The sequence below is a fragment of the Sphingobacterium sp. B29 genome (genome assembly GCF_001952815.1).
In the GTDB taxonomy this organism is placed as follows: Bacteria; Bacteroidota; Bacteroidia; order Sphingobacteriales; family Sphingobacteriaceae; genus Sphingobacterium; species Sphingobacterium siyangense.
This window is the reverse complement of the sequence record NZ_CP019158.1, coordinates 2,421,685-2,448,672: the sequence shown is the minus strand read 5'-3', so window position 1 is coordinate 2,448,672 and position 26,988 is coordinate 2,421,685. Positions and strand designations below refer to the sequence as shown.

General features: G+C 37.9%; 22 protein-coding genes and 1 tRNA gene. 12 read left to right on the top strand and 11 right to left on the bottom strand.

Annotated features, from left to right (window positions below):
* Window positions 1-32: 32 nt before the first annotated feature.
* The gene (locus BV902_RS10160) at window positions 33-1,142 is read left to right on the top strand and encodes a glutaminyl-peptide cyclotransferase (RefSeq protein WP_075991820.1); all 1,110 of its coding nucleotides are present in this window, start codon (window positions 33-35) and stop codon (window positions 1,140-1,142) included.
* 63 nt (window positions 1,143-1,205) lie between these two features.
* Here BV902_RS10160 and BV902_RS10155 read toward each other — a convergent pair whose 3' ends face one another.
* Together BV902_RS10155 and BV902_RS10150 are read right to left on the bottom strand one after the other, a co-directional pair.
* Complete coding sequence (locus BV902_RS10155) at window positions 1,206-2,081, bottom strand: hypothetical protein (protein WP_083663551.1); 876 nt, start codon at window positions 2,079-2,081, stop codon at window positions 1,206-1,208.
* Window positions 2,082-2,107: 26 nt separating this feature from the next.
* The gene (locus tag BV902_RS10150) at window positions 2,108-2,608 is read right to left on the bottom strand and encodes a hypothetical protein (RefSeq protein WP_075991819.1); all 501 of its coding nucleotides are present in this window, start codon (window positions 2,606-2,608) and stop codon (window positions 2,108-2,110) included.
* Between the two features lie 489 nt (window positions 2,609-3,097).
* On the opposite strand from BV902_RS10150, the gene BV902_RS27300 reads away from it, so the two are divergent.
* From BV902_RS27300 to BV902_RS10135, 3 genes are all read left to right on the top strand, one after another.
* Window positions 3,098-3,235, top strand: coding sequence for a hypothetical protein (locus BV902_RS27300; protein WP_157625996.1), 138 nt, complete (start codon window positions 3,098-3,100; stop codon window positions 3,233-3,235).
* A 7-nt stretch (window positions 3,236-3,242) separates the two neighbouring features.
* Window positions 3,243-3,473, top strand: coding sequence for a hypothetical protein (locus BV902_RS10140; protein ID WP_075991818.1), 231 nt, complete (start codon window positions 3,243-3,245; stop codon window positions 3,471-3,473).
* A 114-nt stretch (window positions 3,474-3,587) separates the two neighbouring features.
* The gene (locus BV902_RS10135; protein WP_075991817.1) at window positions 3,588-4,172 is read left to right on the top strand and encodes a GNAT family N-acetyltransferase; all 585 of its coding nucleotides are present in this window, start codon (window positions 3,588-3,590) and stop codon (window positions 4,170-4,172) included.
* 69 nt (window positions 4,173-4,241) lie between these two features.
* Here the strand turns inward: BV902_RS10135 and BV902_RS10130 are convergent, their stop codons facing one another.
* From BV902_RS10130 to BV902_RS10120, 3 genes are all read right to left on the bottom strand, one after another.
* Window positions 4,242-6,488: a GH92 family glycosyl hydrolase gene (locus BV902_RS10130; RefSeq protein WP_075991816.1), complete on the bottom strand. Its 2,247-nt coding sequence runs from the start codon at window positions 6,486-6,488 to the stop codon at window positions 4,242-4,244.
* A gap of 34 nt (window positions 6,489-6,522) precedes the next feature.
* A complete protein-coding gene (locus BV902_RS10125; protein ID WP_208734392.1) occupies window positions 6,523-8,808 on the bottom strand; it encodes a GH92 family glycosyl hydrolase in 2,286 nt (761 codons plus the stop codon).
* Window positions 8,809-9,165: 357 nt separating this feature from the next.
* The gene (locus BV902_RS10120) at window positions 9,166-12,303 is read right to left on the bottom strand and encodes a GH92 family glycosyl hydrolase (RefSeq protein ID WP_075991815.1); all 3,138 of its coding nucleotides are present in this window, start codon (window positions 12,301-12,303) and stop codon (window positions 9,166-9,168) included.
* 802 nt (window positions 12,304-13,105) lie between these two features.
* On the opposite strand from BV902_RS10120, the gene BV902_RS10115 reads away from it, so the two are divergent.
* Window positions 13,106-13,867 carry a response regulator transcription factor gene (locus tag BV902_RS10115; protein ID WP_075991814.1) on the top strand — a complete coding sequence of 254 codons (762 nt, stop codon included), beginning with the start codon at window positions 13,106-13,108 and terminating at the stop codon, window positions 13,865-13,867.
* 2 nt (window positions 13,868-13,869) lie between these two features.
* Here BV902_RS10115 and BV902_RS10110 read toward each other — a convergent pair whose 3' ends face one another.
* Both BV902_RS10110 and BV902_RS10105 read right to left on the bottom strand, forming a co-directional pair.
* A complete protein-coding gene (locus BV902_RS10110) occupies window positions 13,870-14,562 on the bottom strand; it encodes a hypothetical protein (RefSeq protein ID WP_075991813.1) in 693 nt (230 codons plus the stop codon).
* 118 nt (window positions 14,563-14,680) lie between these two features.
* Window positions 14,681-15,430, bottom strand: coding sequence for a ThiF family adenylyltransferase (locus tag BV902_RS10105; RefSeq protein WP_075991812.1), 750 nt, complete (start codon window positions 15,428-15,430; stop codon window positions 14,681-14,683).
* Window positions 15,431-15,620: 190 nt separating this feature from the next.
* Between BV902_RS10105 and BV902_RS10100 the strand changes: the two genes are divergently transcribed.
* Window positions 15,621-15,971 carry a DUF2200 domain-containing protein gene (locus BV902_RS10100; protein ID WP_075991811.1) on the top strand — a complete coding sequence of 117 codons (351 nt, stop codon included), beginning with the start codon at window positions 15,621-15,623 and terminating at the stop codon, window positions 15,969-15,971.
* Window positions 15,972-16,004: 33 nt separating this feature from the next.
* Here BV902_RS10100 and BV902_RS10095 read toward each other — a convergent pair whose 3' ends face one another.
* Together BV902_RS10095 and BV902_RS10090 are read right to left on the bottom strand one after the other, a co-directional pair.
* Window positions 16,005-17,258, bottom strand: coding sequence for a beta-alanine-activating enzyme beta-propeller domain-containing protein (locus tag BV902_RS10095; RefSeq protein WP_075991810.1), 1,254 nt, complete (start codon window positions 17,256-17,258; stop codon window positions 16,005-16,007).
* 24 nt (window positions 17,259-17,282) lie between these two features.
* Complete coding sequence (locus BV902_RS10090; RefSeq protein WP_075991809.1) at window positions 17,283-18,491, bottom strand: exo-beta-N-acetylmuramidase NamZ family protein; 1,209 nt, start codon at window positions 18,489-18,491, stop codon at window positions 17,283-17,285.
* Window positions 18,492-18,720: 229 nt separating this feature from the next.
* Between BV902_RS10090 and BV902_RS10085 the strand changes: the two genes are divergently transcribed.
* Entirely contained in the window at window positions 18,721-19,587 is an 867-nt protein-coding gene (locus BV902_RS10085; RefSeq protein ID WP_172840662.1) for a helix-turn-helix domain-containing protein, read from the top strand.
* A gap of 175 nt (window positions 19,588-19,762) precedes the next feature.
* A complete protein-coding gene (locus BV902_RS10080) occupies window positions 19,763-21,283 on the top strand; it encodes an acyl-CoA dehydrogenase family protein (RefSeq protein ID WP_075994705.1) in 1,521 nt (506 codons plus the stop codon).
* 76 nt (window positions 21,284-21,359) lie between these two features.
* Here BV902_RS10080 and BV902_RS10075 read toward each other — a convergent pair whose 3' ends face one another.
* Window positions 21,360-23,303 (bottom strand): IGHMBP2 family helicase, encoded by a 1,944-nt coding sequence (locus tag BV902_RS10075; protein WP_237242077.1) that lies wholly within the window; start codon window positions 23,301-23,303, stop codon window positions 21,360-21,362.
* A 187-nt stretch (window positions 23,304-23,490) separates the two neighbouring features.
* Between BV902_RS10075 and BV902_RS10070 the strand changes: the two genes are divergently transcribed.
* From BV902_RS10070 to BV902_RS10060, 3 genes are all read left to right on the top strand, one after another.
* Window positions 23,491-23,829, top strand: coding sequence for a cupin domain-containing protein (locus BV902_RS10070; RefSeq protein ID WP_075991807.1), 339 nt, complete (start codon window positions 23,491-23,493; stop codon window positions 23,827-23,829).
* Window positions 23,830-23,902: 73 nt separating this feature from the next.
* On the top strand, window positions 23,903-24,655 hold the full coding sequence (gene bla, locus BV902_RS10065) for a BlaB/IND/MUS family subclass B1 metallo-beta-lactamase (protein WP_075991806.1): 753 nt from the start codon (window positions 23,903-23,905) through the stop codon (window positions 24,653-24,655).
* A 220-nt stretch (window positions 24,656-24,875) separates the two neighbouring features.
* A tRNA-Ala gene (locus BV902_RS10060) sits at window positions 24,876-24,949 on the top strand.
* Between the two features lie 63 nt (window positions 24,950-25,012).
* Here the strand turns inward: BV902_RS10060 and BV902_RS10055 are convergent.
* Window positions 25,013-25,441, bottom strand: coding sequence for a nuclear transport factor 2 family protein (locus BV902_RS10055; protein WP_083663549.1), 429 nt, complete (start codon window positions 25,439-25,441; stop codon window positions 25,013-25,015).
* Window positions 25,442-25,783: 342 nt separating this feature from the next.
* Between BV902_RS10055 and BV902_RS10050 the strand changes: the two genes are divergently transcribed.
* Window positions 25,784-26,986 carry a hypothetical protein gene (locus BV902_RS10050; protein WP_232475793.1) on the top strand — a complete coding sequence of 401 codons (1,203 nt, stop codon included), beginning with the start codon at window positions 25,784-25,786 and terminating at the stop codon, window positions 26,984-26,986.
* Window positions 26,987-26,988: the final 2 nt, after the last annotated feature.

Sequence of the window (26,988 nt, the reverse complement as noted above, 5' to 3'; positions counted from 1 at the left end):
TTAGCGGATAATTAATCAAGCACCCTCTATCAATGCACAAAAAATCTTACCTCATTTTTTTCGTTATTGGCACCATTTTGGGCAGTTGTACCGGAAATAAAAGTAACAATACAAATACAACTTCAAGCTCTCAGCCCGAATATGCCGATGAAAATCCGACATTTACCTTTAACAACATCAAACAGAGCTATACGCAGGGCGAGGATCTGATTTTAAAGATGGACAGCGAAAAAACGTCCAAAATAGACTCTGTTATTTACACTATAAACGATAAAAAGATTGGTCAAGTAATCGGAAATGAACCTTTCCGTTATTCATTAAAACAGGAGAAATTTGGCAAGCAGATTATTAAAGCTGTCGTATTTAGTGCTGGAAAACGAGAAGAAAATTCGGTCAACATCGATCTATTCGCGTCCACTCCTCCGCTTTTGCTAAGCTATAGCATTGTGAATATTTACCCCCATGATATCAAAGCTTTCACACAGGGATTGGAGTTCTACGGGGATAATTTGATCGAAAGTACCGGGAATGGGGTTGGTCCGAGCGGAAATAAGGGTAAATCGAGTGTTCGTATTGTTAATCCAAAAACGGGTCAACCCACCAAAAAAATTGAATTGGATGATTCAATTTTTGGCGAAGGTGCCACCGTCCTAAATGGAAAATTATATCAGTTGACTTATAAAAACAATCTAGCCTACCTATATGATATAAATAGCCTTTCTGTTATTAAAACACTTCCTTACTTTCAGCCAATGGAAGGCTGGGGTTTAACTTCTGACGGTAAAAACTTATACATGTCCAATGGTTCTGATTATATCTATACGCTGAATCCAAATGACTTCTCAAAAATGGATTATATCCGTGCAGCAACGAACACAGCCATGGTGGATCAAATCAATGAACTGGAATGGGTAAAAGGAAAAATCTATGCAAATTTCTTTATGGAGGATGTCATTGGACGGATCGACCCTAAAACAGGTGCAGTGGAGGCTTTAGTCGATCTATCTAAATTACGTGAACATGTAACACAACATGTGGATTTAGATGTATTAAATGGTATCGCCTACAATAAAAGATCAAACACTTTCTTTGTTACCGGTAAAAACTGGGATAAAATGTTCGAGATAAAGCTAACAGAATAGCTTTATCTCCATTTAAAAACAGCGTATTTTTATGGAGACATTCAAATTTCGGTATCGCTAACTTTATGGTAATTCTTTCATTTTGTTAAAACCTTCGGTTACCATAGGTACAATTTGCGGTGTAAATAACTGTGGCATAAACGTCTTTGCCTCCATATCTTTATTGCCCCCCCATTCCGTATATTTATCTGCTAAAAATTCCAATCGCTGTGCTGAAGATAATCCTGGTAAAGTATAATAGATACTTTTTTCGCCTTCTTTCCCTTCCATCTGCACATACCTCCCTTTGGTCACGTTCAGGTGACTGCGGTGTTCAAACTCACGTATAAAGAGCTCATCTTTATCGACGTTATCCCACTTGGGGTCACGCGGGCAACAAACCGATCCGTAACTTTCTCTTCGATAAACGGTAAGCATGCCTTTAGGTGAAATTGGTTTAACAAAATCAAACCTCGCGTTATCTTCACCAGAAAGCCGGATACTGTCGACTTTAACCGCACCATCCTCTCTTTTTATGGAATAATAAAAATTGGTTGTCGCAGGTTCTATACACATTCCGTTTTTCGAGGCTTCTTTGGCGACCTCATCATAATACTTCCAATCGGGGACAATCAGTACAAAATGTTGAAGATCGGGATAGAATTCAGTTGACCTTTTTAGTAACTCCACTGGAATTCTAGTACTCAAAAAGAAAATGTAAGTTGAATCTGGCACGATCTGCAAAGGAAGATCTATTAAATAACTGCCGTTTTTCTGAGTCACAAAATCATTGTCGATCATCACAACCTGACCATAGGATTCGCGATACCAATCGGGTTTCACAGTATCAGCCAATGAATACGGGGGTATTGGCTGATGCGCAGCTATTTTGCTCTTACAGGACAATGCCATCATAGGTAAAATGATAAGCAAATACCACTTATTTTTTAGTGTTAACATTGTTATAAAATTAAAATATATTTCAACTACTTTCCTTTTTGACTATCTACTTTTATTCCAGCTCGATTCAAGAAGGCTATTTGATTTCCTAAACACGACTCAGCTAAGGCTGCAATTTTCTCTTTTTCATCAGTAATCTCCCGCAACAGACTTTTCCGAGTCCCTTTTTTCTGTTCATCAATATATTTAATTAATAAAACACCATATCCATCAACGATCTCCGTCATATAACCAATTGTAGCGATGTGAAAACTTTCGGCAGTTTTACTGTATTTCAATTGAGAAGCTTCGCATTTTATTCCTTTTATGTAACTACTCAAAGCACGTGCCTCATTCAATTTCATGTGATAGGAATAGTCTGATTTATCGACATCATATTCCCCTTCCAGCAATTTTCCATAGCTCTCATCCATTTTTTCTCGACAGCTATGAAAGAGCTTAGCCATTTTCTCGTTGTACCCCGATTCCAAATTACCCCTACAGGAACACATGGTAAATAGCATAAAGATTAAAGCTAGCATTCTCATTTCTTGATTTTTTTCACAAATAACAGCTTTTTAAAACAGTATTTCCGTCTCGTTTAATATTCGTGGTCTTTGTTTTAAGATTCGTTATTCTCCGCACAATCCACTTGCTCAAAACAATACGCTTATACCTACTTTACACAAATTGTTCCTTACCCAGAAAGTTGAGAAAGTTGCTCTTTAAAAAAATGGAATCCATAATAATCACCTTATGCTCTGTTATTAAGAAAAAAGCTCCTTCAAAACCTACTATTTTAGCCATTTAATTAATCTTTTTTAAGAAAAACGTTATATTTAACAAGATTCACACATCATTTAACGCAGAAAACTTTGTTTCTTAAAAAGAATTACGGAACTTAGAGACTATAAACCACCGAAATATGAATAATAGACCTTTAAACGGAATGACTGACGAAGAGCTTCAAACCAACAAAAAAAACTGCCCTGGTAATTACTTGGATGCTCACAACCATGCTTTTTATCCTATTAGGTATGGGAATTTACACCTCAATTAGCAAAGGATTCAGTGCACTGATGGCCATTCCTTTCGCCTTATCTCCCATTGTTATTCTGAATTTTAAAAGAATAAAAGAAATCAATGAAGAACTCAAAATAAGAGGAGCTCAATAAATTCGTCATGAAACACCTCTCATTATTCGTATTCTTTATTTTCATCGCGGATATCGCATTTGGTCAAGAGATAAGTAAATCAACGACACAGACGATCACACAATCGGGTATTGGACTCGGTTCTGTAATTGCCGTTGTCACCTCATGGGATCGCAATAAATCCATACTCTGGGCTTTAATTCATGGAATACTTGGCTGGTTATATGTCATCTATTTTGCATTCACCCGCAACGAGTAACGATTCTTAAATATGATTCTCACCAGAAGAGCCAAGCCGATCATGACCAGAATGTCTTTTCTTACATAACATCGCTATCAATATCTATTCTATATCTCGTCCCCAATCAAACACATGAGTTCCTCACCTATTTCCCATACAGATTTTGTCATTGAAGAAGTCAAAGAATCTAGCATTAACTTAATTTCTGAACTAGTAGACCTGACTTTTAATATTGTCCAAGGAGGTGCCTCCGTAGGTTTTATGGAAGATCTAACAGTTGAACAGGCAAAAAAATTTTGGACTGATGTACTGAACAAGGTCAAGGAACAGAAAATAATATTGATTATTGCAAGAGATGCCTTTACCCATCGAATCGCAGGAACTGTTCAACTGCAAATCGACCTCCCATCAAATCAGACACATCGTGCAGATGTAGCCAAAATGTTAGTCCATACTGACTTTCGAAGAATGGGCATTGCACAAAATTTACTTCAACACATTGAAAATAAAGCCATTGATCTAAATAAGACACTATTGGTACTAGATACTGTAACCGATAGCCCGGCTTATATTATGTATCAAAAATGTGGCTGGACGATAGTCGGAGATATCCCAAATTATGCGCTCTTCCCGAATGGAACATGGTGTAGCACGACATACTTTTACAAAAACCTGATTGTTTCAGCAGACAAAATAAAAAGCCTCCGAAACGATTAAACATTCATTGGGAGGCTTCTCTTAATTATTTGAAGGCTTCACTTAAGAAGACCTATAGACCTATTGATCCTATTTATTTTTGTACCATACTGGCCCTGGTTTTTCACCCATTTCTAACACCAATGTCGCTCCGGACATAATTTGTTCATGTGTGATATAACTTGTTTCAAGAGGCTTACCATCGATCGTAATGGCTTGTATATAAATATTGGATTTACTGACATGGTTAGCTTTCACGGTAAATTTCTTTCCATTGGACAACTTCAATTCAGCTTTTTCAAATAAAGGGGTACCGATTTCGTATTTTCCACTTATGGGATCTACAGGATAAAACCCCAATGAGCTGAATACATACCAAGCCGACATCTGCCCGCAGTCATCATTTCCACTTAATCCCGAAGGTGTATTCAAGTAAAGTTTGTTCATTACCTCTGCCGCATATTGCTGCGTTTTCCAAGGCTGTCCAACCGCATTGAATAAATAGAGTGCATGATGGCTTGGCTCGTTACCATGCGCATACTGCCCAATCATTCCTGTACTAAAAATTGGAAGCTTGCTGGTGTCAGAAGGATGAAATGTAAACATGCTATCTAACTTCTGTCCAAAGCGCTCTTGTCCACCAACGAGTTTAATCAATCCAGGGATATCATGTTGCACAGACCAAAAATATTGCCATGCATTACTTTCACAAATATGCGCACTATATTCCTCCGCATCAAATGGGGTAATAAACTTACCATGGCTATCACGAGGTTGCATAAATGAAGTAGCCGGATTATACACATTTTTATAATTTTGAGCTCTTGCAAAAAATGTTCCCGCAATCTCTTTCTTTCCCATCTTATCGGCCATCATTGCGATGCAATGATCGTCATAGGCATATTCAAGTGTTCTTGATAGGGACCAGTTCTCGGCATTGTATTCATCTTTGACATCATAAGGCACATAGCCTAGTTTCTTATACAGACCTATGCCCCGATAATTGTCAATATTAGCTGTGGCAACACAAGCTTCTAACGCTTTTGATGCATCAAAATCACCGATTCCTTTTAAATATGCATCTACAATGACAGGAATAGCATGATTCCCAATCATCATATCCGTTTCACTCCCATAAATATTCCATACCGGTAATCTGCCGTGCTGTTCATAAAAGGCGATGAAGGATTTAATCATATCATTTACTCGACTAGGGTCGATATACGTAAATAATGGATGCGAAGCTCTATAAGTGTCCCAAAGTGAGAACGTGCTATAATTGGTCCAACCTTCGGCCTGATGTACCTTCCGGTCAGCCCCCATATACGCACCATCAACATCACCGAAAATCGTCGGTGCTAACATGGAATGATATAACGCTGTATAGAACTTAACCTGCTCCTCTTTGTCTTTGGTCTCGATCGCTACCCTACCCAATTCGTGATTCCAATTTTGCTCGGCCTCCTTTAAATAATAATCAAAGTCATCTTTTGGAACTTCTGCTTTTAAGTTTTTGGAAGCGCCTTCCATACTTACACCCGAAAGGGCCGTACTTAAAGTCACTTGTTCTCCAGCTGCTGTCTTGAAATCAAAACGTGCTTTGAATGCTGTACCAATGCGTTTTGCACTTTTTGCCGTTGTATCAGCGCTGGATAATATTGCTGAACTATCGATATGAACGGCCATAAAAGGCTTAGAAAACCGAGTTTCAAAATAAACGCGTTGGCCCCTTGCCCAGCCCTCCGAAAAACGATAACCACGAATAGTGACAGAATCAACCACTTCGATGTGCGAATCCGTGGTAGCATCCCAATTCATTGCTTTCTTTAAGTCTAAAAATACAGCAGACTCGGCTTTTGGAAAGGTATAACGTTGAATGCCGCAGCGTGCCGTTGCTGTCAGCTCCACATTTATATCGTAATCAGTAAGTTTTACCTGATAGTATCCGGCGTGAGCCTTTTCGTCTTTATGCGAAAATTTGGAATGTATACCTAGGGGAGCCGCGGCTTCATGATATGGTAAGGTAACCGGCATAAAAGATATGTCGTACAAGTCACCGGCACCAGTTCCACTTAAATGTGTATGGCTAAAACCAGAAATCGTACTGTCAGGATAAAAGTATCCGGAAATACGGTCCCAGCCAGGTAGTCCATTATCTGGGCTAAGCTGTACCATTCCAAAAGGTGACTGTGCTCCAGGATATGTATTGCCCGTAAAATCCGTTCCGATAAAAGGATTTACATACCCTGCATAAGAAGTCTCATCGGAATTTTTTAGTGAAGCACAACCAATTAAGGACAAAAGGCCTGCACAGACCGCATAATTAATATATTTCATCGTGTAGATCAGTTTTTCAATTTAGTTTGCCTAATTATCTATTTCCAGTAACGATTAGAATATCCTTACTGTTGACCAAAGTTTGATGGTTGATTTTAAATCCATTGAATGGTTTTCCATCAATAACGATCTTTTTGATATAATCACCAGCACCCTCTTTTTGACGTCTTATCGTCACTTTGTCGCCGTTTGGATAATATTTCTTATCGAGTTGGATGGTCACTTTGTCGAATACAGGTGTTACAACGGTATAATCTGGTCTACCTGGACAAAAAGGATAGATTCCAATCATGTTCATTAAAGCCCATGTAGACATTGTTCCAGTATCGTCATTTCCCGGTATCCCCCCAGGGCTGTTCGTAAAATGCTTTTCTAAAATTTCTTTGACTAGCTTCTGGGTACGCCATTCTTCTCCTTTGATTTCTGAAAACACATGTGGATACAGCATATCTGGTTCGTTAGTAACATCAAAATACCCTTTATCAAACGTTGCCTGCAGTCTATCCACAAATTTTTGCTTTCCGCCCATCAATTTCACCAAACCAGGGATATCAAATGGAATGGCAAAGCTATAGTTCCAAGCGTTACCCTCATGGAAACCATGATTAGGTTCAAAATTGGCACCCATCAATGGGCTAAACGGACTTAAAAACTCGCCGTTAGGAAGAATAGGTCTAAAAGTCCCATACTCCGAAGAATAATAATGTTTATATCCCTGCGCTCGCTTAGCAAAAAGCTGGGCATCTTTGGTTTTCCCCAATGAACCAGCCAACTGCGCTAGATTCCAATCTGCAACATAATATTCAATGGCATGAGATACCGAATTATCGAATGAATCGCGCAATGGGACATACCCATACTTCACATAGTCCGCATTGTCTGGTCTAATTTTATTCGTGGAGTCCGTAGTCGTTGCCGATTTCACAAACGCTTCATAAGCTGTATTGATATCAAAATCCCGAATGCCTTTCATCCATGCATCGACGATCACTGGTACTGCAGGGTCGCCATCCATAGTATAGCTTTCTCGGCTATACAACTCCCATTTGGGCATCCAACCACTTTCCTTATAAATATCGATCATGGAACGTATCATGCCCACTTGCTTATCGGGATAAACCAGTGACATTAAAGGCTGAACATTTCGGTACGTATCCCATAGCGAAAACACGGTGTAACGATTGTGATCTGCAACAAGTGTTTTCCGACTTTCCATTGCCGGATATTCTCCGTTTACATCCTGCAAGATATTTGGATGAATCATGGCATGATATAATGCTGTATAGAACACTGTTTTTTGGTCCTCTGTACCACCTTCTACCTGTATCTTTGACAATGCATTGTTCCAAAGCGAAGCTGCATTCTTTTGTGTTTTTTCAAAGCTAAAGTCTGCTTGCTCAGCATCTAGATTTTTACGCGCATTCTCAACGCTCACAAATGATACGGCCAGCTGTACTTCTAAGCTTTCATTTTCTTTGACATCAAAACTAAAATATGCGCCAAGATCATCGCCGGAAAGCTGATCGGTATAGTCCGTAAAAATTTTATATTTTCCGGCATCTTTATTCCAATCGTTTTCCCATTTTTCTCCGGCACGCTGGAATTTCCAATATCCTCTTTTTGACGGTTTTTTATTGACACGCATAACAAAGAAGATTGGATAAACAGCCTGATTGTTCGTGTAACAGAAGGAGCCCAACAATTTAGATCCCTCTATTTCGGTATCACTTACGTAACGAACTGTTGCTCCCGTTTCATTTGTTAAACCTTCGCCCAAATTAAGCAGGATATTTGCCTGTCCTTTTGGAAAAGTAAATTTAGAAACACCTACACGGGTTGTCGCTGAAACTTCGGTCTTGATACCATATTTCTTTAACACATTGCTATAATACCCCGGATGGGCAACCTCCTGCGTATAGGTACTTCCATATTGATGATAATCAACCTCTAATTTACCTGAGGTTGGCATCAACAACAGACTTCCCATGTCTGGACATCCTACCCCACTTAAATTAACATGAGAAAAACCTGTAAAATAACTGTTGCTATGTTCATATGGAGTAGACCACCATCTTGCATCTTTATCAAATGCATTAAGTGATGATCCCATTACATTAAACGGAGAAACATTCATCAAGCCGTTGGGAACCTGAGCACCCGGATTAGTTGTTCCATAATTGCTGGTACCGATAAACGGGTTGACATAGTCTGTAGGAAGCTTTTGGGCAGAAACGTTCTCCCAAAGAAATAATCCTAAAAGTAAAAAACGAATAGATTTGATCATATAATCTTGATAGACGACATTGTTAATTGCTTTCATTCAAGCAAACACCATAGGCCGCGCATTTTAGCGTGTACCTACAATACTACAGATAATCGCAAAGATTTACAAATCTTATAAATGGTTATATCGATGATTTTACGTTTGTTAATAGGATTTAGCAAAACTATACATGTTAAGCAAAGAGATTTATGCTGGTCAATAACAACAAAAGCCTGAAGTGGGGAACTTCAGGCTTTTACTAACTAACCAATTATTAACCTAAATTATGAAACTACTGATATAACGTCATCAAAAATGAGTTTCTTATATCAGGTCTCTTAGTTTAACCAAATTTTAACAAATCATTGTTATAGGTCAACTCGGTCTATTGAGATCTAGCAGTAAATATATTTTTTATTGATACAGTCCCCATTGTTTATTCGGGGTAGCGCCCATTTCTAAGACGAGCTCTCCTCCTTTTAGCAATTCGGAAGCATCAAAATAAAAGGTATTGAGCGGTTTTCCATTTAACGTTGCGCGTTGCACATATATATTTTTCTTATTTGCATTTTTCGCTTTGATAATAAACTGTTCACCTCTTCCATATTTACCATCCAATCTAATCTTAACCTCCTCAAAGAGTGGGCTTCCTATTTCATAAATTGGTTTGACCCTTGTTCCGCCATCGATCTGAAATAAACCAATAGCATTCATGATATACCAAGCACTCATTTGCCCCTGGTCTTCATCGCCGAGATAAGCATTCGAAACCCCTTGGCCATAATAGCGCTCACCTATAGAGCGGCTCCATTTTTGTGTCAACCAGGGCTTATTCAACCAATTAAAAATATAGGCAAAATGCATTGATTGCTGATTTCCCTGAACAACAGGATAATCCCAATATTGATCATTAGGGCCATTATAGCGCCATTTTTCACTTTCTGGAAATCCCCATTCCAATCGTTTTAAAAACACATCCTGTCCGATCATTTTAGCTAACCCAGGAATATCCTGTGGCACAAAAAAAGTCAGTTGCCATGCATTTCCTTCTACATAATGATGGTTAGCTCCCGATTTAAAAGGATCAAAATCTTTATACCATTCTCCTTTTGAATCCTTCATCCGAGCATAGCCACTACTGACATCTATCGCGTTTCTCCACCAGTTTCCGCGATCATTAAAATAATTGTACTCCTGCTCCTTTCCTAACGATTTTGCGAACTGCCCAACTGTCCAGTCGTCAAAACTATATTCCATTGAATTGGAAAACCGGCCCAAATCATAGGGAACGTACTTATATTTTAAATAGACATCCAAGTCCCTGTTACCTGCAAAACCACCTTCAAATTTCAATGGACTTGTTGTCTGCATTTTTTTAACAGCTTCAAATGCCTTTTCAGTATCGTAGTCTCTAATCCCCATCTGGTATGCCCCAACAATTAACGGTATTTCATGTTCTGCAACCATGACGGGAATATACTCCATTCCAGCCGGCCCTTTCGCCAGCCAGCCATTTGCGTCATACATCGCAAGTTGCGATCTAACCCATTTATTGGACCATTCCGGCGTAACCAAGTTCCAAAACTGATTTAAATTCCAAAAGGTATTCCAGAAAGCATCACAGCCTAAAGCGAGATCCCCTTTATGGGCTAAAGTTCGTATCACTTCATCCGAAGATCTCCATTGACCATTCACATCACTGAATGTGTTTCGGCTTGCCAAAGTGCGATACATGTTGGTATAGAATTTCTCTTTTTCAAAATAGTCTGAAGACTTTATCGTCAATCTACTTAAAAGTTCATCCCAAACTTTATGTTGATTTTCCACAGCCCGATCAATGGACCATCCGAATGGCTCCGACAGTTCCGTTTTTAGATTCTCCTCTGCATTGGCTAAGCTCACATAAGAAATCCCTGTGCGCAGTTGTACAGCCTTATCTTTATGCACATCAAATTCCACGTACATTCCCGCAAATTGAGCGCTATCAGCAACCAAATCATCCCGTTCAGTCAACCGATCATTATGCCATGTGCCATAGTTTATGATAGGTTTATCAAACTCCATCACAAAGTATACGACATAATCCTGTTTTGCATCCGTGGACCAAACGTTTTCAGATAATTGATTACTGTATCCCACAACCTTATAGTCAGAAACCTTTTTCAGCGAGAAATCTTTAATTTTATAATCATATTCTCCGTTAACCTTGAGATCAATCATGATACGTCCTGTGTCCGACTTATGATAGGTATATTTTTGAAAACTGGAACGTGTACCAGCCGTCAATTTTACGTCGATATCGTGATCAAGGAGATGAACAGCATAATATCCCAATGGAGCTTTTTCGCTGGTTTTATCTATTGCTGATCGATATCCTGAATTTGTACTGTACTGATCTCCGACCCGAGTCTTCAATTGACCTGCTGTCGGAAATGTTCCCAATCCAGCCATTGTCCATTCGTGAATATGGCTAAATGTACCAATAGATTCGATAGAAGGTTCATAACCTGCCTGCCAGCCAATATTTTGGTTATCTGGACTTATCTTTACCATGCCAAAAGGCATCCATGGTCCCGGGGCTATCATCCATCTGGAATGTGCTGCACCCATCATCGTGTTCACATAATCTGAAACTCCACCTAGTCTTTTTGGGCCCCGCTTGATTGTTGAAGACTGTATTAATTGTCCATTACAATAAATTTCATACTTACTCCATATATCCTTAGCGACATAAGGCATTGGTATTTCCAATTTCGCTGCACCTTTTTCATGTGTTTTCTCATAAATTTTCTTTCCATCTAAGACTACTTTCAACTGTTCATCATCTTTCAATTTCAAGAGATCAACCAACATATTTTGGACGGGTTTCCCTGCATTTAAGATCTCAAATTCAGCTTGCTGTACATTTTTAACAATTACAGAACGATTAGCTATTAACTTTACTTGCTGTGGACCAAGCAGTTTAAAGGAATCAAATTCAACCCAACCTCCCTTTATGACAGTCATGGTAATCTGATTTCCGCCTTTCTTAATGAGATCAGCTGGTAATGGTATATTTATCGTAGAATTTCCAGATTTTAAAGAATTCTCTAGCGGCTCACCATTTCCTGCTCCCCGCTCCACCTCAAAATTATAGGGCTTACCATTGATTACGATCTGTAGTGTAGGTTCATTTTTTGGATCACTATTGGCCAATTTAACCTGAAGTGTACACTGACCATTTTTTATACTATTGTTTAACACGTAGTATAAATTCAAAAAATGTGTTCTCAGACCAGAGGTTCCTCCAGTCCCGCCCCATTCATTGGCCGGACCGGGCAATACATAGGGTAAATCCCTTGTTAAAGAAGATTGACCGATGATAAACGCATTGTCTTCATAACCAAAATCATGTTCCAAAAATTTCTTATATCCATTCGGGGACAAGGCAAATTCGCTGCTTGAACCGTCTGAATTTCCCAATTGCCATATTGTGTGCTCCTGGCCAACAACAGACTGAGCACACATGAACAACAGACCGGCGGCAAATGAAAGTGAGAAACGTAATTTCATAAGTATCAGATTTTATAATTTTTAATTACATCAGTTGCTTTCCTCATAAAATGCACGAAACAATTCACAAAATACATCACATTGTACATACATTAATAATCTACAAAAACGTTTAAAAGCAAAACTTTAAGCACAATATTACTACAAAAAAAACAAATATCAAATGAACAAAATTAAAATGTATATACATACTGAAAGAAAAAAAATGAACTGAATCTAATTGACACAAGCTGGGAAAATAAAAGGTTTTGATTCTTGGATAGGAAAGTTAGGTCAATTTGTAGTTTGCGCCATATCGATCCTGTTTCCTAGTTTTCGGTGGAAAAATTGTCTTTACTTAGAAAAGTGTTTCTACAGATTATTTATGATAAAAAAGCTTAATAAAAGGGTGCACATGGCAATAATTTACCTAGAGTTCATTATTCTAGGATTAAAACTTTGTCAAAACTCAAGTAAAGCAATAATTACTATTGGCTATTTGGATCTAATAAGTTATATTTATACAATTATTTGCTTTGAGACCTTAAAGATAAGAGTATTATCTTTTGTATTATCATTATAAACAATATTCTACACATTTGTGTAGAAACTTATTTCATTGCTGGATAGAGATTTAATATTTTAAACAAGTTCAACTATTAACGTTGACGATGATTACAAAGTAAGGATAGGAACGTAAAAAAGCCTATTACTAGCGTATAAATTGAGATTATGCCCTTATTTTTGTAACTTGCACGCCAGGACAACATCGATTTTACGTGGTATTCAAAAGCGATTGCGGATCATCTTTGTAATTTACACTATGAAAATTAAGATTGAAGATTTTTTCAAGCCGGTACAAGTTAAAGACGACTTTAGCAAAGATGATTATGAGATTGTCGAAGCCTTTATAAATTTTGCCAAATCCTTAAGCAGGTTAACCTACCAGAGTATATATTTAATTGACTATTCAAAGAAAAGCTTTTTATTTGTTTCTGATAACCCAATCTTTTTGTGTGGAAGCACTCCTGCGGAAGTCATGCGGGAAGGCTATTACCACTATGTGAATAATGTCCCTGAGAGCGATTTACATTTACTAAAAAAGATCAACGACGTTGGTTTTGACTTTTTTGGAGATTTGGATGCCGAAGATCGCTTAAAATTCTCGATATCTTACGATTTTCATTTAAAACAACCTGGAAATAAACCACTATTAGTAAACCATAAACTAAAACCTCTGCTCCTGGATAAATTTTCTAACCCCTGGATCGCGCTCTGCTTGGTTTCTATATCTTCACATGCAAACTCGGGAAACATTAGATTTAAATCTGATGAGGATGGGAAACAGTTTGAATATGATTTGGATAAAGATATTTGGGTAGAAACTCCTCGCATTAAATTGAAACCCCGTGAAAAGGATATTCTTCTTTTTTCCGCACAGGGTCTTACTATGGATCAAATAGCAGATCGACTTTATGTATCAATTGATACAGTAAAATTTCATAAAAAACAAATATTTTCAAAACTGAAAGTTAAAAGCATTACAGAAGCTACAGCATTAGCAATTGAACTATCTCTTTTCTAATGTTATTCACTATTTTTTGCACATAACAGCATTAGTTTAGACATCTCAACAAATTTTTGAATATCGACCTGGTTTCCCATACTAAATTGGGAATATTTATTTTTCTCAATAAAAGTGTCCAGCCATTCTGATTTAATATAGATCGGTAATGTCTCAGAATAGAGGTAGATAATTGGATCACCAAGTTCAAAAGATTCTATTTCTAATTTTCGAAGCGTATTTACCACCTTTCGATCACATTCCGCAATGACTAGTCCGCTACCAAGGCTATAAGGGCCATAAAATGCGTCAAAAAGCATCTTTTTCAGAATATTGATCCGATTACCTATTATCTTTCCAGAAATTACGAAACGCCCAATGTGCCAAAAATTCTTTACATGCGGAATTAACAAACTTTCTGTCTCGATATCAAATAATTTCTGAATCGGCAAACTCGTTTCCTTATCCCAAAATGTAATTCTAATGGATGCCTGAATACAGTCATCAAGCTTACTTCGAAGCACATAATAAATGGAACGATCAAAAAAAATCTGATCCTCTCCTATCAATGACTCAAAGTCAAACGCATATTCCTCTTCGGAATAACTATCCAGTTTGTAATGCTGCTGAGTCGTTACTAAATAAAAATGAATAAGTTCAGGAAGTTCGTTTTTATTAAGCTTGGTAAAATAATAATTTTCAGGCGTCCAGTTCATGCAAATGTTATTCGATATGCAATTATAAAAATAAAGACTTTTCGTTTAAATTCCCACAGAGACAAATTTACTACACAAAAGTGTAATGGAACGAATGTTTTTTTCAATTATATTAAGTTCAACTAATCATTGATAAATAATAGGAATCTGGAAAGAATTTTACAGGTTTAGATGTCGCTAAATTAAATACGATATGACTAACCATTCCCGATAATAAATACAGACCTAATGATAACTGCGGAGGAGAAGACTTCAGCGCTATTTTACCATATTCTACCAAAAATTCCTCAAACCATTTCGTTTCTATTCCCTTTGTTTTTAAACTTTCTACAATAAATTTACCGACATTTAATTCAAATGTCTTGTGAGCCTTTTCCAGTGAATGTAAATTAAGACCTTCAGGTGGAAGAACTGTTAAAAATCCTGCCCAGCCCAAATTATAAGGATGTACTACCGGTATATTTCTTTTCGCCATATACTGGTCAAAAACAAAAGGAATATCAGAAGAAAAATCCAACGCATTAATGGCAACCTTATGGTTAATATCGATATTATATAGATTATCTTTGTTAATAAATTCAGAAAACACGGTTATTTTGGCTTGCGGGTTAATTGAATTTAAACGTTCCTGCAAAGCAAATACTTTCTTAATACCAATATCCTTGCTTGTGTAATTTTGTCTGTTTAGATTTGTCAATTCGACAACATCTCCATCGGCAATTGTCAAATTTTCGAAACCCATACGCAATAAGCACTCTGCAATGTAACTACCTATTCCACACCCTCCTATCAGCACAGGAAAGTCTTTGATACGTTGTTGATCCTCTTCTTTAATATGTATGTTATTTCGAATATACCTCAAATCCATATATAATCTTTCAATAATTTTGTATCACATAAAGATAGAATTATAATTTATATTATTATTAAAGAAATTGCTAAGTAAATTTTATAGTTACGTAGCAGCAATTAGCAATGATCCTGCTTAATTTAGCCAACTATCCTTTGTTTCTATTTTCATTCAAAATGAATACCTTTAATAAAATCAACATGTAAAAATGGATAATACAAGAATATATCGCATGTCATTTGCTGGTGTATACCCGCTTTATATACAAAAGGCCGAAAGAAAAGGACGCACAAAAGAAGAGGTCGACGAAATCATTTTCTGGCTTACCGGCTATAACCCCATATCGTTACAGCAAACGATTGACGATAAAATTGACTTTGAACATTTCTTTAAAGAAGCACCTTGCTTAAACCCGAATGTTTCAAAGATCTCTGGTGTAATCTGTGGCTATCGCATTGAGGATATTGAAGATCAGCTGGTTCAGAAGGTTCGTTATCTCGATAAATTAATTGATGAACTGGCCAAAGGTAGATCCATGGAAAAAATTTTGAGAAAGTAAGCCCTGCTACGATTTGTAAATAGCGCGTACCTACTATTCCAATGCATAGATGGCACCATCAGCCGAACTAAAATAAAGCCGATTTTCATCAATCCAAATTGTTGAAAAGATACTTCCCATCTGCAGGTAGTCTGCAAATAGTCTTGTAATATCATCCTCATATTTTTGTTGCAGATCAGCGCGGAGCACATTTTCATCATTTATAAACAACGGCCTGTTCTTTTTACTCGACTCCGTTTGAAAAACAGGCACAACTTCTCCGTTTTTTATATCCAATCTATAAATTACACCATCCAGCGTTCCAAAAAAAGCCTCATTACCTATGATAGTGGCACTGCTAAATGTGTTTAAGGGCACTTTAGGTTCAACTATTTTCACACCGTCCATTCTATTTAAAACAAGTATACTATAGGAATCCGACATGGTTACGACAAGCTTATCGTCAAAAATACTAGGAACACTCGTCCAGCTCCCTGGTTGATGATATACCCAAAAACCACTTCCATTCTCGATATTAAGCGCATATACATTAAAGTCACGAGCACCAAAATAGACTGTACTGTCGGCGACTGCTGCATGGAACTGAATCTCGCCTTTTGGAAAATAACGTTCGCCAACCGTTTTAAACTTCCAATGAAGGGTACCATCTTTTTTCAAACAATAAAAATAACCATCAAAACTACCAATGAAAACACGCTGTTGTGTCAACGTTGGGGCTGCATGCACAATACCTCCAGTCAGGAATTTCCAAACAAGTTTTCCCGATTTAGCATCTACGGCATAAACATGATGATCTCCAGACCCAAAATAAACTACATCATCTGCAACCGCAGGAGATGAGAGGAAATAGTCCCATACATCATAACTCTTTTCACCATCGGTTGAAAACTGCCATAATTTTCGACCTGTTTGGACATCCAGGGCATACAAGTAGCCATCAGTGCTTAAAAAATACACTGTTCCGCCATCAATGGCAACAGTCGACCGAATTTCACCGGTAGTTTTATACTTCCAAAGTATATTACCGCTCGTTTTATTCAATGCGTAAAGATTACTGTCGCAAGACCCGACAAAAACGATATCCTTCCAAACGACGGGCGAAGAAAACAACCTTCCCTTTGTTTTGAATTTCCATTTCAACGCGGGATTTAACCTAATGTTGGATTGTGCTGTATAATTTTGGCGATCTAGGCCTTTAGCCAGCTGCTGCGCCCGTAATTGACAAAAACATCCCACTGCAATAAATAGGATAATAATTGGGCGCCAATCATATTTTAGTCCAAACATCGATGTACTTTTATTCAGGTTATATTATTGATAGATAAGGTATTTTTCCCTAGTCTTTCTATAATTACTTAGGCCCGGCTCCCAGCTTTTTCGGATTTCTTCTTCCGAAACACCGGCTTCAATTTGCCTGCGAAATAAACCCACGCCCACCAGCTTTTCGATACTGCCAATCTGTTTCGAAAATGATTGATCAAAAAACTTGTCTTTTTCCGGAGAATTCCGATACAGCGCTATCATCCAGGATAGGTTTATTTTTTTGCTATCTACTAGCTGCTGCAGATCATATTTACGCATGTCTATTCCATAACATTCTTCATTCATAAAAAGTGGCGATTCACTCATCCCTTTTTTACTGACGGGAACAAATGAAAAGTCATATATACCCTTATAGATTGGACTACCGATCACAACAAAGGGATAATCGGTGCCTCTACCATGATTCACTTTCACACCTTCAAAGAGGCAGGTACTTGGATATAAGAGTATGCTTTGTTCCGTATTTAAATTGGGCGAAGGATTGACTGGTAACTTATAAAGCATACTATGATCATAATCTGTTACAGGAATAATCTTCAATTTACACTTCTTTTTAGTATTCATCCAACCTTCTCCATTGATCATCTGGGCAAATTCAGCTGTAGTCATCCCATGTGCAATAGGAACAGGGAATTGCCCAATACCCGACTTATATTCTTCTTCCAAAATAGGACCGTCAATTAGATAGGCATTGGGATTGGGCCGGTCTAAGATCAAGAGCTCCTTATCATTTTCTGCACAAGCTTCCATAATATCCCGAAGGGTATTAATATTGGTATAAAATCTCACCCCCATATCCTGCACATCATAAATAAACAGATCGATATCTTTTAGATCCTTCACTGTTGGCTTTTTCTTATTCCCGTATAAAGAGACAATAGGAATTTTGGTTGTCGGATCGATTTCGTCCCCCACTTCAGTTCCATTACTTGCATTGCCTCGAAATCCGTGCTCAGGTCCAAAAATTCTCACAATCTGAACCCCGCGTGCGAGTAGACTATCAACAAGATGTCTCCCTTTAATAACCGTAGATGGATTTCCCAATATTGCAATACGTTTATTCATTAAATAAGGAAGATAACGCTCGGTTTGTTCTGCTCCAGTTTGTATACGATCATTACAATAATTCAACGAGATCTGTGCAGTTGCATTTCTGAACAGGAATAGAGTCAAGATAGAAATGAGCACTAGTTTCATATTTATTTGGTTATAATATTAAAATATAGCCCCTGAGCATCAGGCTATTTATCCGATTGCAAAAACTAAACTAAGGATAAAGCTTTATTTTAGCAAATCATTTGTTAAAATTGATAAACAAGTTTTATCCAGCTACCTTTGGAATATTATTGGGAGCATGATTTGCACATGAAACAATAGATGACATTCAGAAGCTGTGGCATACTAAATTTTATAATAATAATTGATAATGGAAAAGCAGGTAAATGCGGGTGAATTTGTAGATCGTTTTATGACAGGTAGTTTGGAGCATCTTCGCTACCAGCAATCGCCGATCAAGATATTCCAGCTCAGTGAAATCGCTCCTTATATTAAATTCCCTACCCCACCTATTTTCTTGGGCTATAACCTGCTCGTTCATATCACTGAGGGTTATTTTAAACATCAAATTGGAGCTAAGGAATATGTCGTAACAGCTCCAGCAATTCTTATCAGCAATTACGGCAATATCTCAACAATAAAGTCGGTCGATAAATCTGCGAAAGGCCATTGCGTTTTAATAAACGACAATGCAATGACTTCCATATTCCGGGAACAGGAGATTTTGAATATCTTTAATATCTCACCCTTACTGAACTTAACGGCGCGAGACAGCAGCGATCTTCAAGAGCTTTTCAGATTACTTTATGATGAATTGCTTTCGGAATTACCTTATAAAGAACTATTTGAAAATTTATTAAAATCTGCAATTCTAAAAATTATCAAGCTATCTTCATCCAACCTAGCGCTCAATCGGAGACAGGAAATTGCTATGATGTTCAAACAGCTTGTGCACAAAAACTTCAAAAAGCAAAAAAATATTTCATTCTACGCGGATAAACTCGCGGTATCTACAAACTACCTTAATCGGTGCGTATTTTCTGTATTCAAAAAATCGTCGAAGGAACTCATTCTTGAAGTGCTGATTATGCACAGTCAATTTCTATTGTTTGAATCCACTAAAAGCATTGCAGATATCTGTTATGAATTGGATTTTTCTGATCCCTCTTATTTCTCACGGCTTTTCAAAAAAATAGTTGGCGTTTCTCCTACTTCTTATCGAAACAGAGCAACTTAGGTTTTCAATATGCACGATTTGTCCTATCTTTTATACTGAAGTACACAAGAGAATCAAATTGATTGGAGTTATTTTTGTGTAAGTGATTGAAGCAAAAGAGAATTTTTTGGTCAACGGGCAGTTCTTCTTCATGTTTCGATTTACATTGTTCCATCATTTAATTACATATTTAAAGATGCTTAAGGTTTCAGAACACAACAATATAACCCAAGATTTCGATTTGTTTATTGCGGATTTTAAAACTAGGCTATCAAGCTTATTTAATAAAGAGTATGATTATAACTCGCTCAGTTTAACGCGTGGGCTACCGCCTGAGTTTTTAGCTGAGATCATGAAAATGCAACCCTTGTCGGTTGCTATCCCAGAACACCACGGTGGCCGGGGACTTCATGTAAAAGAATGTTTGGGTGTACTGGCAGCTGCTTCTTATGAATCACTATCTTTATCGCTAATCTTCGGGATTAATATTGCGCTATTTTTGGAACCTTTTGCCAAATACGGCAACACCTTACTTCAAGAGCGGGTATTCCATCAATTTTTGGAAAACCAGGCAATGGGAGGATTAATGATTACCGAACAGGCTTACGGCAGTGACGCACTCAATATGCGAACATCTTACGAACAAAAGGACGATAAGTACTATATAAAAGGTGAAAAACACTGGCAAGGTCTTACTGGAGCTGCAGACTTTTGGCTCGTGACAGCACGCAAGAAAAATGAAAATGGAGAACTGGTGCGGGATATAGATTTCTTTGTCACAGAAAATGCCGTCGAAGAACAAAAGATTGTTGTTACAAAGAAATACAATAGCCTTGGGCTGTATGCGATTCCTTATGGTGTGAACAACATCGACATTAATGTACCCGCTGATCACAAACTAAACCCGGAAAGTACAGGAATTAAATTGATGTTAGATACCCTCCACCGCAGCAGATTACAGTTCCCTGGAATGGGCATGGGTTTTATAAAACGGATGTTGGATGAGGCCATGACACATTGTTCCGAACGTCGTGTAGCGGGTATTAGTTTAAATGAATTAGACGCTGTTAAATTTCAGTTGTCGCGCATACAGGCTGCCTTTACCTTGTGTTCTGCAATGTGTTCATACAGTGTCTCAATCAGCTCTATCCATAATGACCTTTCGGCCTATGGTGTAGATGCCAATAGTGTGAAAGCATTTGTGACAGACTTAATGCATGAAGCCGCGCAAATATGTGTGCAATTATCCGGTGCTAATGGCTACAGGTTAGACCATGTTGCCGGTCGTGGCCTCATAGACAGTAGACCTTTTCAAATCTTTGAGGGGTCAAATGAAATGCTTTATTCTCAAGTTGCTGAAGCGATCGGTAAACTTATGCGCAAAACCAAAGAAAGCAACTTATTGTCTTTCCTAAAAAAATATAGCTCAACTGAATTTGCAGCACCATTTTTCTCATCAATCTTGAATTTTGACTTTCCGCTACAGCCGAAACAACGTGAACTGGTTACACTTGGAAAGATAATCGCCCGCGTCATTTGTTTTCAGTATGTTTTACAAATTAACAACGCCGGCTTCAATGATAAGATGACAGAAATAACACGTCAACACGTGAGCATGGATATTTATATGTTGGTAGGCCAATTATCAAATAATAATAATGCCGAACCACTTATGAACTATCACGATAACACAGATTGGATGAAGTTCACTTCTTAATAAGGAGAGATTACAGGAATCAATCTAGTCAGTAAGTTTCAATATAACGTAAGAGCACTTCCTATGAAGTGGCCTCTTACGTTATTGCTGAAATATCCCATTCCCACACACTATGATAGTGCCCTATCGACTCGGTATAGGCAATAAATTCTCGGTAAAACGGATGTGAACCTATTGTAGCACTATCTCCAATAACAACCAATTTCTTCTTAGCCCTAGTCATTGCCACATTCATCCGGCGAACATCAGACAAAAAACCAATCTGCTGTTCAGCGTTACTTCTTGTCAAACTGATATAAATAACATCCTTCTCCTGTCCTTGAAAACTGTCTATTGTCTGTATTTTAATCAAGTCGTTAAAAGGTCGTAGCGCTTCTTCCCCATCCAATATCTCCTTCAATAAAGTGGCCTGCTTTCGATAAGGTGCAATCACCCCGATGCTCAGGCTTTCATTTAGGCTCAAGGAAGCTTTCCAAGCCCCAATATGGTCGTTCAGATGGGCTTTAATAAAATGAGCTTCTCCAATATTGAAGATTGCGCCGTCACTTTCCGTTTCTTCAAACCCCGCTCCCGCTGTATCGATAAATAAGACCGGTTCGGTATCCACTGCTAAGCTCCACTGTGCCACTGTACTATCTGCTCTCAACAAACCATTATACAAGGCTGCGGACGGGTATTCCATAATTTGTTCATTCATGCGATACTGCACATCTAACAAAGAAACTAATTGCGGATTATGGTCCAACAATTTTTCGAATAATGTATGGCTCAGGCCATGGTGAGATACCCTACTAGATTTTACTGTTGGAGGTAATTGATTGTGATCACCGGCCAAAACAAGCCGATGTGCCTTTAATATCGGTATCCAGCAAGCAGGCTCCAATGCTTGTGCGGCCTCATCAATAATGACTGTTTCATAGCTACGATTGCGAATAACCTCATGATTCGATCCAACCAAAGTTGCAGTGATTACCTGCGATTTATCCAAAACATCTGCACTGATAAAATCTTGAATCTTATCGACATCTTTTCTGATTCGATGGGCCTCATCAAACAATGCTTTTCTTTGCTCCCGCTCAGCCTTCCCAAAATTACGTTTATATTTTTGAGCCATCTCTGTATACGTCCGCACTTGTTTTTGAAGTGTTTTAATATCCTTATTTGCGGGATGTCGATCAATCTTTGCATCGAGTGTCAACTCTTGAAGATGTTCCGAAACCTTAACAGGGTTTCCTATTCTTGTTACTGCAATTCCAGCAGCGTCTAAACGTTCGGTTAACAGATCAACGGCCGTATTGCTCGGCGCAACAACCAATACTTGCTTGTTGTATTGTTTTAGCAATGCGCTCACGGCCTGAACCAATGTTGTTGTTTTCCCTGTCCCCGGCGGCCCATGCAAAAGAGCCACAGTACTTGCTTCCAATAGCTGTTGGATGGCTTTATTTTGCCCTGTATTTAAGTTGGGATGCTCAAAGAATTTTCCAATAGATTCAGTTGGAATCACCTCTTCACCGATTAATCTTCTCACAAAACCACCTTGCTTTGCATCACGGCTCAATTCCTTTCCTTTCTCCAATGCATTGAACATCTGCCGATAGGAATACTCATCAAATAACAAATCAACACCAAGCTTTCCTCTTCTGCTCCATTCTGGAAGTTCATCGACACGAAATGAAATTCGCATCCCATCCCTATTGATCGAAGATATGATGCCCTCTATTCGATCTCGGTCGGGATCGTGATTTGAGAACAGACAAACTGGCATACCAAAGCGAAACTTATGTTCGACCTCATAATGATTTGTTCGATTTAAATTAACGGACAAATAGTCTCCTCTTCCGAGCTCCGTATCTGTTATCTGAATCGGAAACCAGGTGACACCTTGCATTCTTCGTTCATTCAAACTACTTTTCAACAACAAGTTTTCATGTTGTAATCGATCAAATTGCTGCTCTTCTTGTAATAAAGTAATAAGCTCGTCGAAATAATTCATCGTGTAATATACATATTGCTCAAGCACAAAATAACTGTTTTTTTACGTATTTGGACCATTTGGTTTTTAATTCATCCCATCTTTTGTCAAATTTTATAAAGCAAATTGATATGCTTCAAAAGAAGCAATGGATCTGGCCGTAAATTCGTATTTTTTTACTATAATTGGGAAAGAGAGCGTTTTCCAATCAAAACATCCATAAATCAACAATTAGATGAGCGAAATATTCTTACACGACAGCGAGCAGCAATGGACAGACCTGGGCGAAGGCGTTATGCGAAAAATACTCGTTTTTAATGATGAACTCATGCTCATGAAAGTTCGTTTTAAAAAAGGGGCCATCGGTACACTTCATCAACACCCCCACACACAGATTTCTTATGTGAGTGCGGGAAAATTCCGATACCATATTGATGGTGTCGAAAGCATCCTAACTGCAGGCGACTCTTGTATCATTTATTCACAATTGATTCATGGATGTGAATGTCTTGAAGAAGGAGAACTGATCGATTCGTTCACTCCTTATCGCGAAGACTTTGTTCAGTCTACCTAAAAAATGTATTAATAAGGTCTTGAAAAAATAATAATCATTTTGCTCTAACGTTAATGCAATAACATTCAAAAATATGATCTCACTTCTTTCTCCTCATATTCGCGCAACATTTGCTGGTGTATGCCTGAGCATTGGTTTACTCGGTCTTTCCCCATCTCTACAAGCGCAAGAAAAGCCTCTTTTAATAGAGAAGATAAATCCGCAACTGTATCTTTACACGACCTTTAATACATTTGAAGGGACCAAATATGCTGCTAATGCGGTATACCTAATTACAAAAAAAGGCGTTATCCTTTTTGATACACCATGGGATTCCACACAATATCAACCCTTATTGGACAGTATCAAACAGAAACATAATTTACCCGTCATTGCTGTTTACGCGACACACTGGCACGAAGACCGGGCAGGTGGCTTTGCTTATTACAACCGCATTGGAATTCCAACCTATGCAACAAAAATGACGAACGAACTGCTAAAGGCAAATCACAAAGCCCAGGCCACTCATCTTGTTTCCACCAATAAAACCTACAGCGTCGGCGGACAATCTTTTGTTTTGAACTTTTTTGGTGCCGGACACTCCATGGACAATGTTGTTGTCTGGTTTCCCAAATATAAGATCCTAGACGGTGGTTGTTTTATAAAAAGCTCCGAAGCCCAAGATCTAGGATTTACGGCAGATGGGGATATAAAATCCTGGAAGCCATCCCTAGCGAGGTTATTGGCAAAATATCCCGAAATTAATATGGTTATTCCTGGGCACGATGCCTGGAAAGATAAAGGTCAGATAAAGCGAACCGAAGCGCTGCTTACAGGAGGACACTAATACATTGTTCATATCCTCCAGTACGCCTGTAAACTCTCTTGTTTTTCAATAGGATAAAAATATCTTTAAGGAACCAAATAGATAAAACCATTGATTATAATGCATTTAGATCGTCAAAAAAAAAGCAACTAGATAACAGATCTACAAAAAACAGTAGAAAAATAAAAAAGAGGCTTAGTTTATCCAAAAAAGTACTATCTTAGCGACACCAAATAAAGCAGGGGCATTAGCTCATTTGGCTAGAGCGCTTCGCTGGCAGTGAAGAGGTGATCAGTTCGAATCTGATATGCTCCACAAAAAAAGGGTACTTAAGTACCCTTTTCTTATTTTTAATCGACCAATTTTGACAGCAAATTCTTATTTATAAGAGTTTACAGATTTAGAAATTTTCCAGGTTCCGTTTTCTTTAACAAGTGTGATCAGATCTGTTTTCGCAAAACCATCAAATTGCATCGTAACTTTCGCTATTGCATAATCAGGTAATTCTTCAACGATCTGTGTTGTTGTTCTGCAGTTCATCTTGATTCCTTTTTGTTTTTTCAAAAATTCAATCATCTCATGACGGCTATGTTTCAAATCTTGTTTACCGCAAATTTTTTGGTCAAAATCAGCTGTAAAAAGCTTGTCCAAATTAGCTACCTGACCTTCGGTCATTGCTCCAACGTATTCATCGATGGCTAAATCAGCAGTAATTAAATTGCGTTCTTCTGGTTTAACTGAAGCCATTGAGCAAGTAGAGATTGCAATCATTGCCGCTGCTACAAATGTTTTTACTAAAGTTTTCATATCTTTTTCAATTTTATAATGTATTAGTATATTTTCTTATTTTATTGTCGCTTACTATATAAATTTGTTGCGTACTTTTTTTATTTATTTTCTGATTCAAAGTTAAGACAACTCATATATTGATTTCATTACATTTAGATTAACATTACATTAAAATCGGTAAATGATATTTTTTTCTAGGCGAATGAAATTTCCAATCAATTCTCTTTATAGCCAAAACGTGACAGAATGAATAAATTATTGGTTTGAATATTGTTATTCTATCTATTTCCTGCTAGATTGCATTCTTTCATGACACACTACGATAGCGCATATATTTTTTATATTAAATGTTCTATTTTGATGGTTCTACTTGTACTTGCCGATACTGCATATGCACAACGTCCCGTCAATGAAATAGAAACTACCAAACATCTCGCTGATACAAGTAAACAACGGGACCTGATTGATATTGGAAAAGAAATATTACATATCAAGCCACCCCAAACAGTCGATAGTACAGGAAAGAAAATCTATTTTTCCTTTTTACCCTTTTCAACAAATGTTCCTGGAGGAGGGCATGCTTTAATTACAAGTACAACCGCAGGCTTTTATTTAGGAGATCGTTCCGATACCTATATGTCCAAAATGACATTTACGCCCTACACAAATTTTGGAAAACGATTTGGCCTGCCAATCCGTTCTTACATCTGGTTAAAAGAGAATACATGGGTGATTGATGGGGATATCCGTCTACTAAAATATCCGCACGAAACTTGGGGAATTGGCAAAGAGCATCATGGTGATCAGCAGATTAATTTAGATTACACCTACTTTCGTTTATATCAACATGCATTAAAAAGAATTCATGGAGGCCTTTTTATGGGCATTGGTTATGACCTGGATTATAGAATGAATATTAAGTCTACGAGCAATACCAAGCTCGAAGACTACACTTCCTACCCTTATGGAACAGATTTAAAAGACAATACCATGTCTTCAGGAGTCAGCTTCAATTTAATTTACGATACGCGCGCCAATTCGATCAATACCTGGTCGGGTAACTATGCCAATTTACAGTTCCGTGTAAATCCGACATTTTTAGGAAGCGATCAGAACTGGAAATCGCTATTTCTCGAAGTTAGACGATACCATAGGCTTACCCAAGACAGAAATCGCCAAAATATGATTGCCATAAGGAGTTTCTTCTGGACGGTATTTAATAGTAAAGCGCCCTATCTTGATCTTCCGAATTTAGGATGGGATCCATACAATAGTTCGGGAAGAGGCTTTCCAGTCAGCCGCTTTCGTGGCAAATCACTTTACTATTTAGAAACGGAATATCGTCGTGATATCACCCAAAATGGCTTATTTGGATTTGTTGCATTTATGAACTTTACCACATTAAACGGACCAAAGAATTCCATGTTCGAAGACTGGAACGTCGGCACTGGTGCTGGTGCACGAATTAAATTTAACAAAAACTCGGGCACCAACATTGGAATCGACTATGGTATCAGTAAGAATCACCGCGGCGTTAGGCTCACCTTGGGTGAGGTCTTCTAATT

Coding starts and splice junctions, on each gene's coding strand:
- BV902_RS10115 (WP_075991814.1), top strand. CDS start 13,106: ATGAAAATTAAGATTGAAGATTTTTTCAAGCCGGTACAAGTTAAAGAC.
- BV902_RS10055 (WP_083663549.1), bottom strand. CDS start 25,441: ATGAAAACTTTAGTAAAAACATTTGTAGCAGCGGCAATGATTGCAATC.
- BV902_RS10160 (WP_075991820.1), top strand. CDS start 33: ATGCACAAAAAATCTTACCTCATTTTTTTCGTTATTGGCACCATTTTG.
- bla (WP_075991806.1), top strand. CDS start 23,903: ATGATCTCACTTCTTTCTCCTCATATTCGCGCAACATTTGCTGGTGTA.
- BV902_RS10155 (WP_083663551.1), bottom strand. CDS start 2,081: ATGTTAACACTAAAAAATAAGTGGTATTTGCTTATCATTTTACCTATG.
- BV902_RS10140 (WP_075991818.1), top strand. CDS start 3,243: ATGAAACACCTCTCATTATTCGTATTCTTTATTTTCATCGCGGATATC.
- BV902_RS10085 (WP_172840662.1), top strand. CDS start 18,721: ATGGAAAAGCAGGTAAATGCGGGTGAATTTGTAGATCGTTTTATGACA.
- BV902_RS10130 (WP_075991816.1), bottom strand. CDS start 6,488: ATGAAATATATTAATTATGCGGTCTGTGCAGGCCTTTTGTCCTTAATT.
- BV902_RS10080 (WP_075994705.1), top strand. CDS start 19,763: ATGCTTAAGGTTTCAGAACACAACAATATAACCCAAGATTTCGATTTG.
- BV902_RS10125 (WP_208734392.1), bottom strand. CDS start 8,808: ATGAAAGCAATTAACAATGTCGTCTATCAAGATTATATGATCAAATCT.
- BV902_RS10050 (WP_232475793.1), top strand. CDS start 25,784: ATGGTTCTACTTGTACTTGCCGATACTGCATATGCACAACGTCCCGTC.
- BV902_RS10150 (WP_075991819.1), bottom strand. CDS start 2,608: ATGAGAATGCTAGCTTTAATCTTTATGCTATTTACCATGTGTTCCTGT.
- BV902_RS10100 (WP_075991811.1), top strand. CDS start 15,621: ATGGATAATACAAGAATATATCGCATGTCATTTGCTGGTGTATACCCG.
- BV902_RS10105 (WP_075991812.1), bottom strand. CDS start 15,430: ATGGATTTGAGGTATATTCGAAATAACATACATATTAAAGAAGAGGAT.
- BV902_RS10070 (WP_075991807.1), top strand. CDS start 23,491: ATGAGCGAAATATTCTTACACGACAGCGAGCAGCAATGGACAGACCTG.
- BV902_RS10120 (WP_075991815.1), bottom strand. CDS start 12,303: ATGAAATTACGTTTCTCACTTTCATTTGCCGCCGGTCTGTTGTTCATG.
- BV902_RS10095 (WP_075991810.1), bottom strand. CDS start 17,258: ATGTTTGGACTAAAATATGATTGGCGCCCAATTATTATCCTATTTATT.
- BV902_RS10135 (WP_075991817.1), top strand. CDS start 3,588: ATGAGTTCCTCACCTATTTCCCATACAGATTTTGTCATTGAAGAAGTC.
- BV902_RS10090 (WP_075991809.1), bottom strand. CDS start 18,491: ATGAAACTAGTGCTCATTTCTATCTTGACTCTATTCCTGTTCAGAAAT.
- BV902_RS10110 (WP_075991813.1), bottom strand. CDS start 14,562: ATGAACTGGACGCCTGAAAATTATTATTTTACCAAGCTTAATAAAAAC.
- BV902_RS27300 (WP_157625996.1), top strand. CDS start 3,098: ATGGGAATTTACACCTCAATTAGCAAAGGATTCAGTGCACTGATGGCC.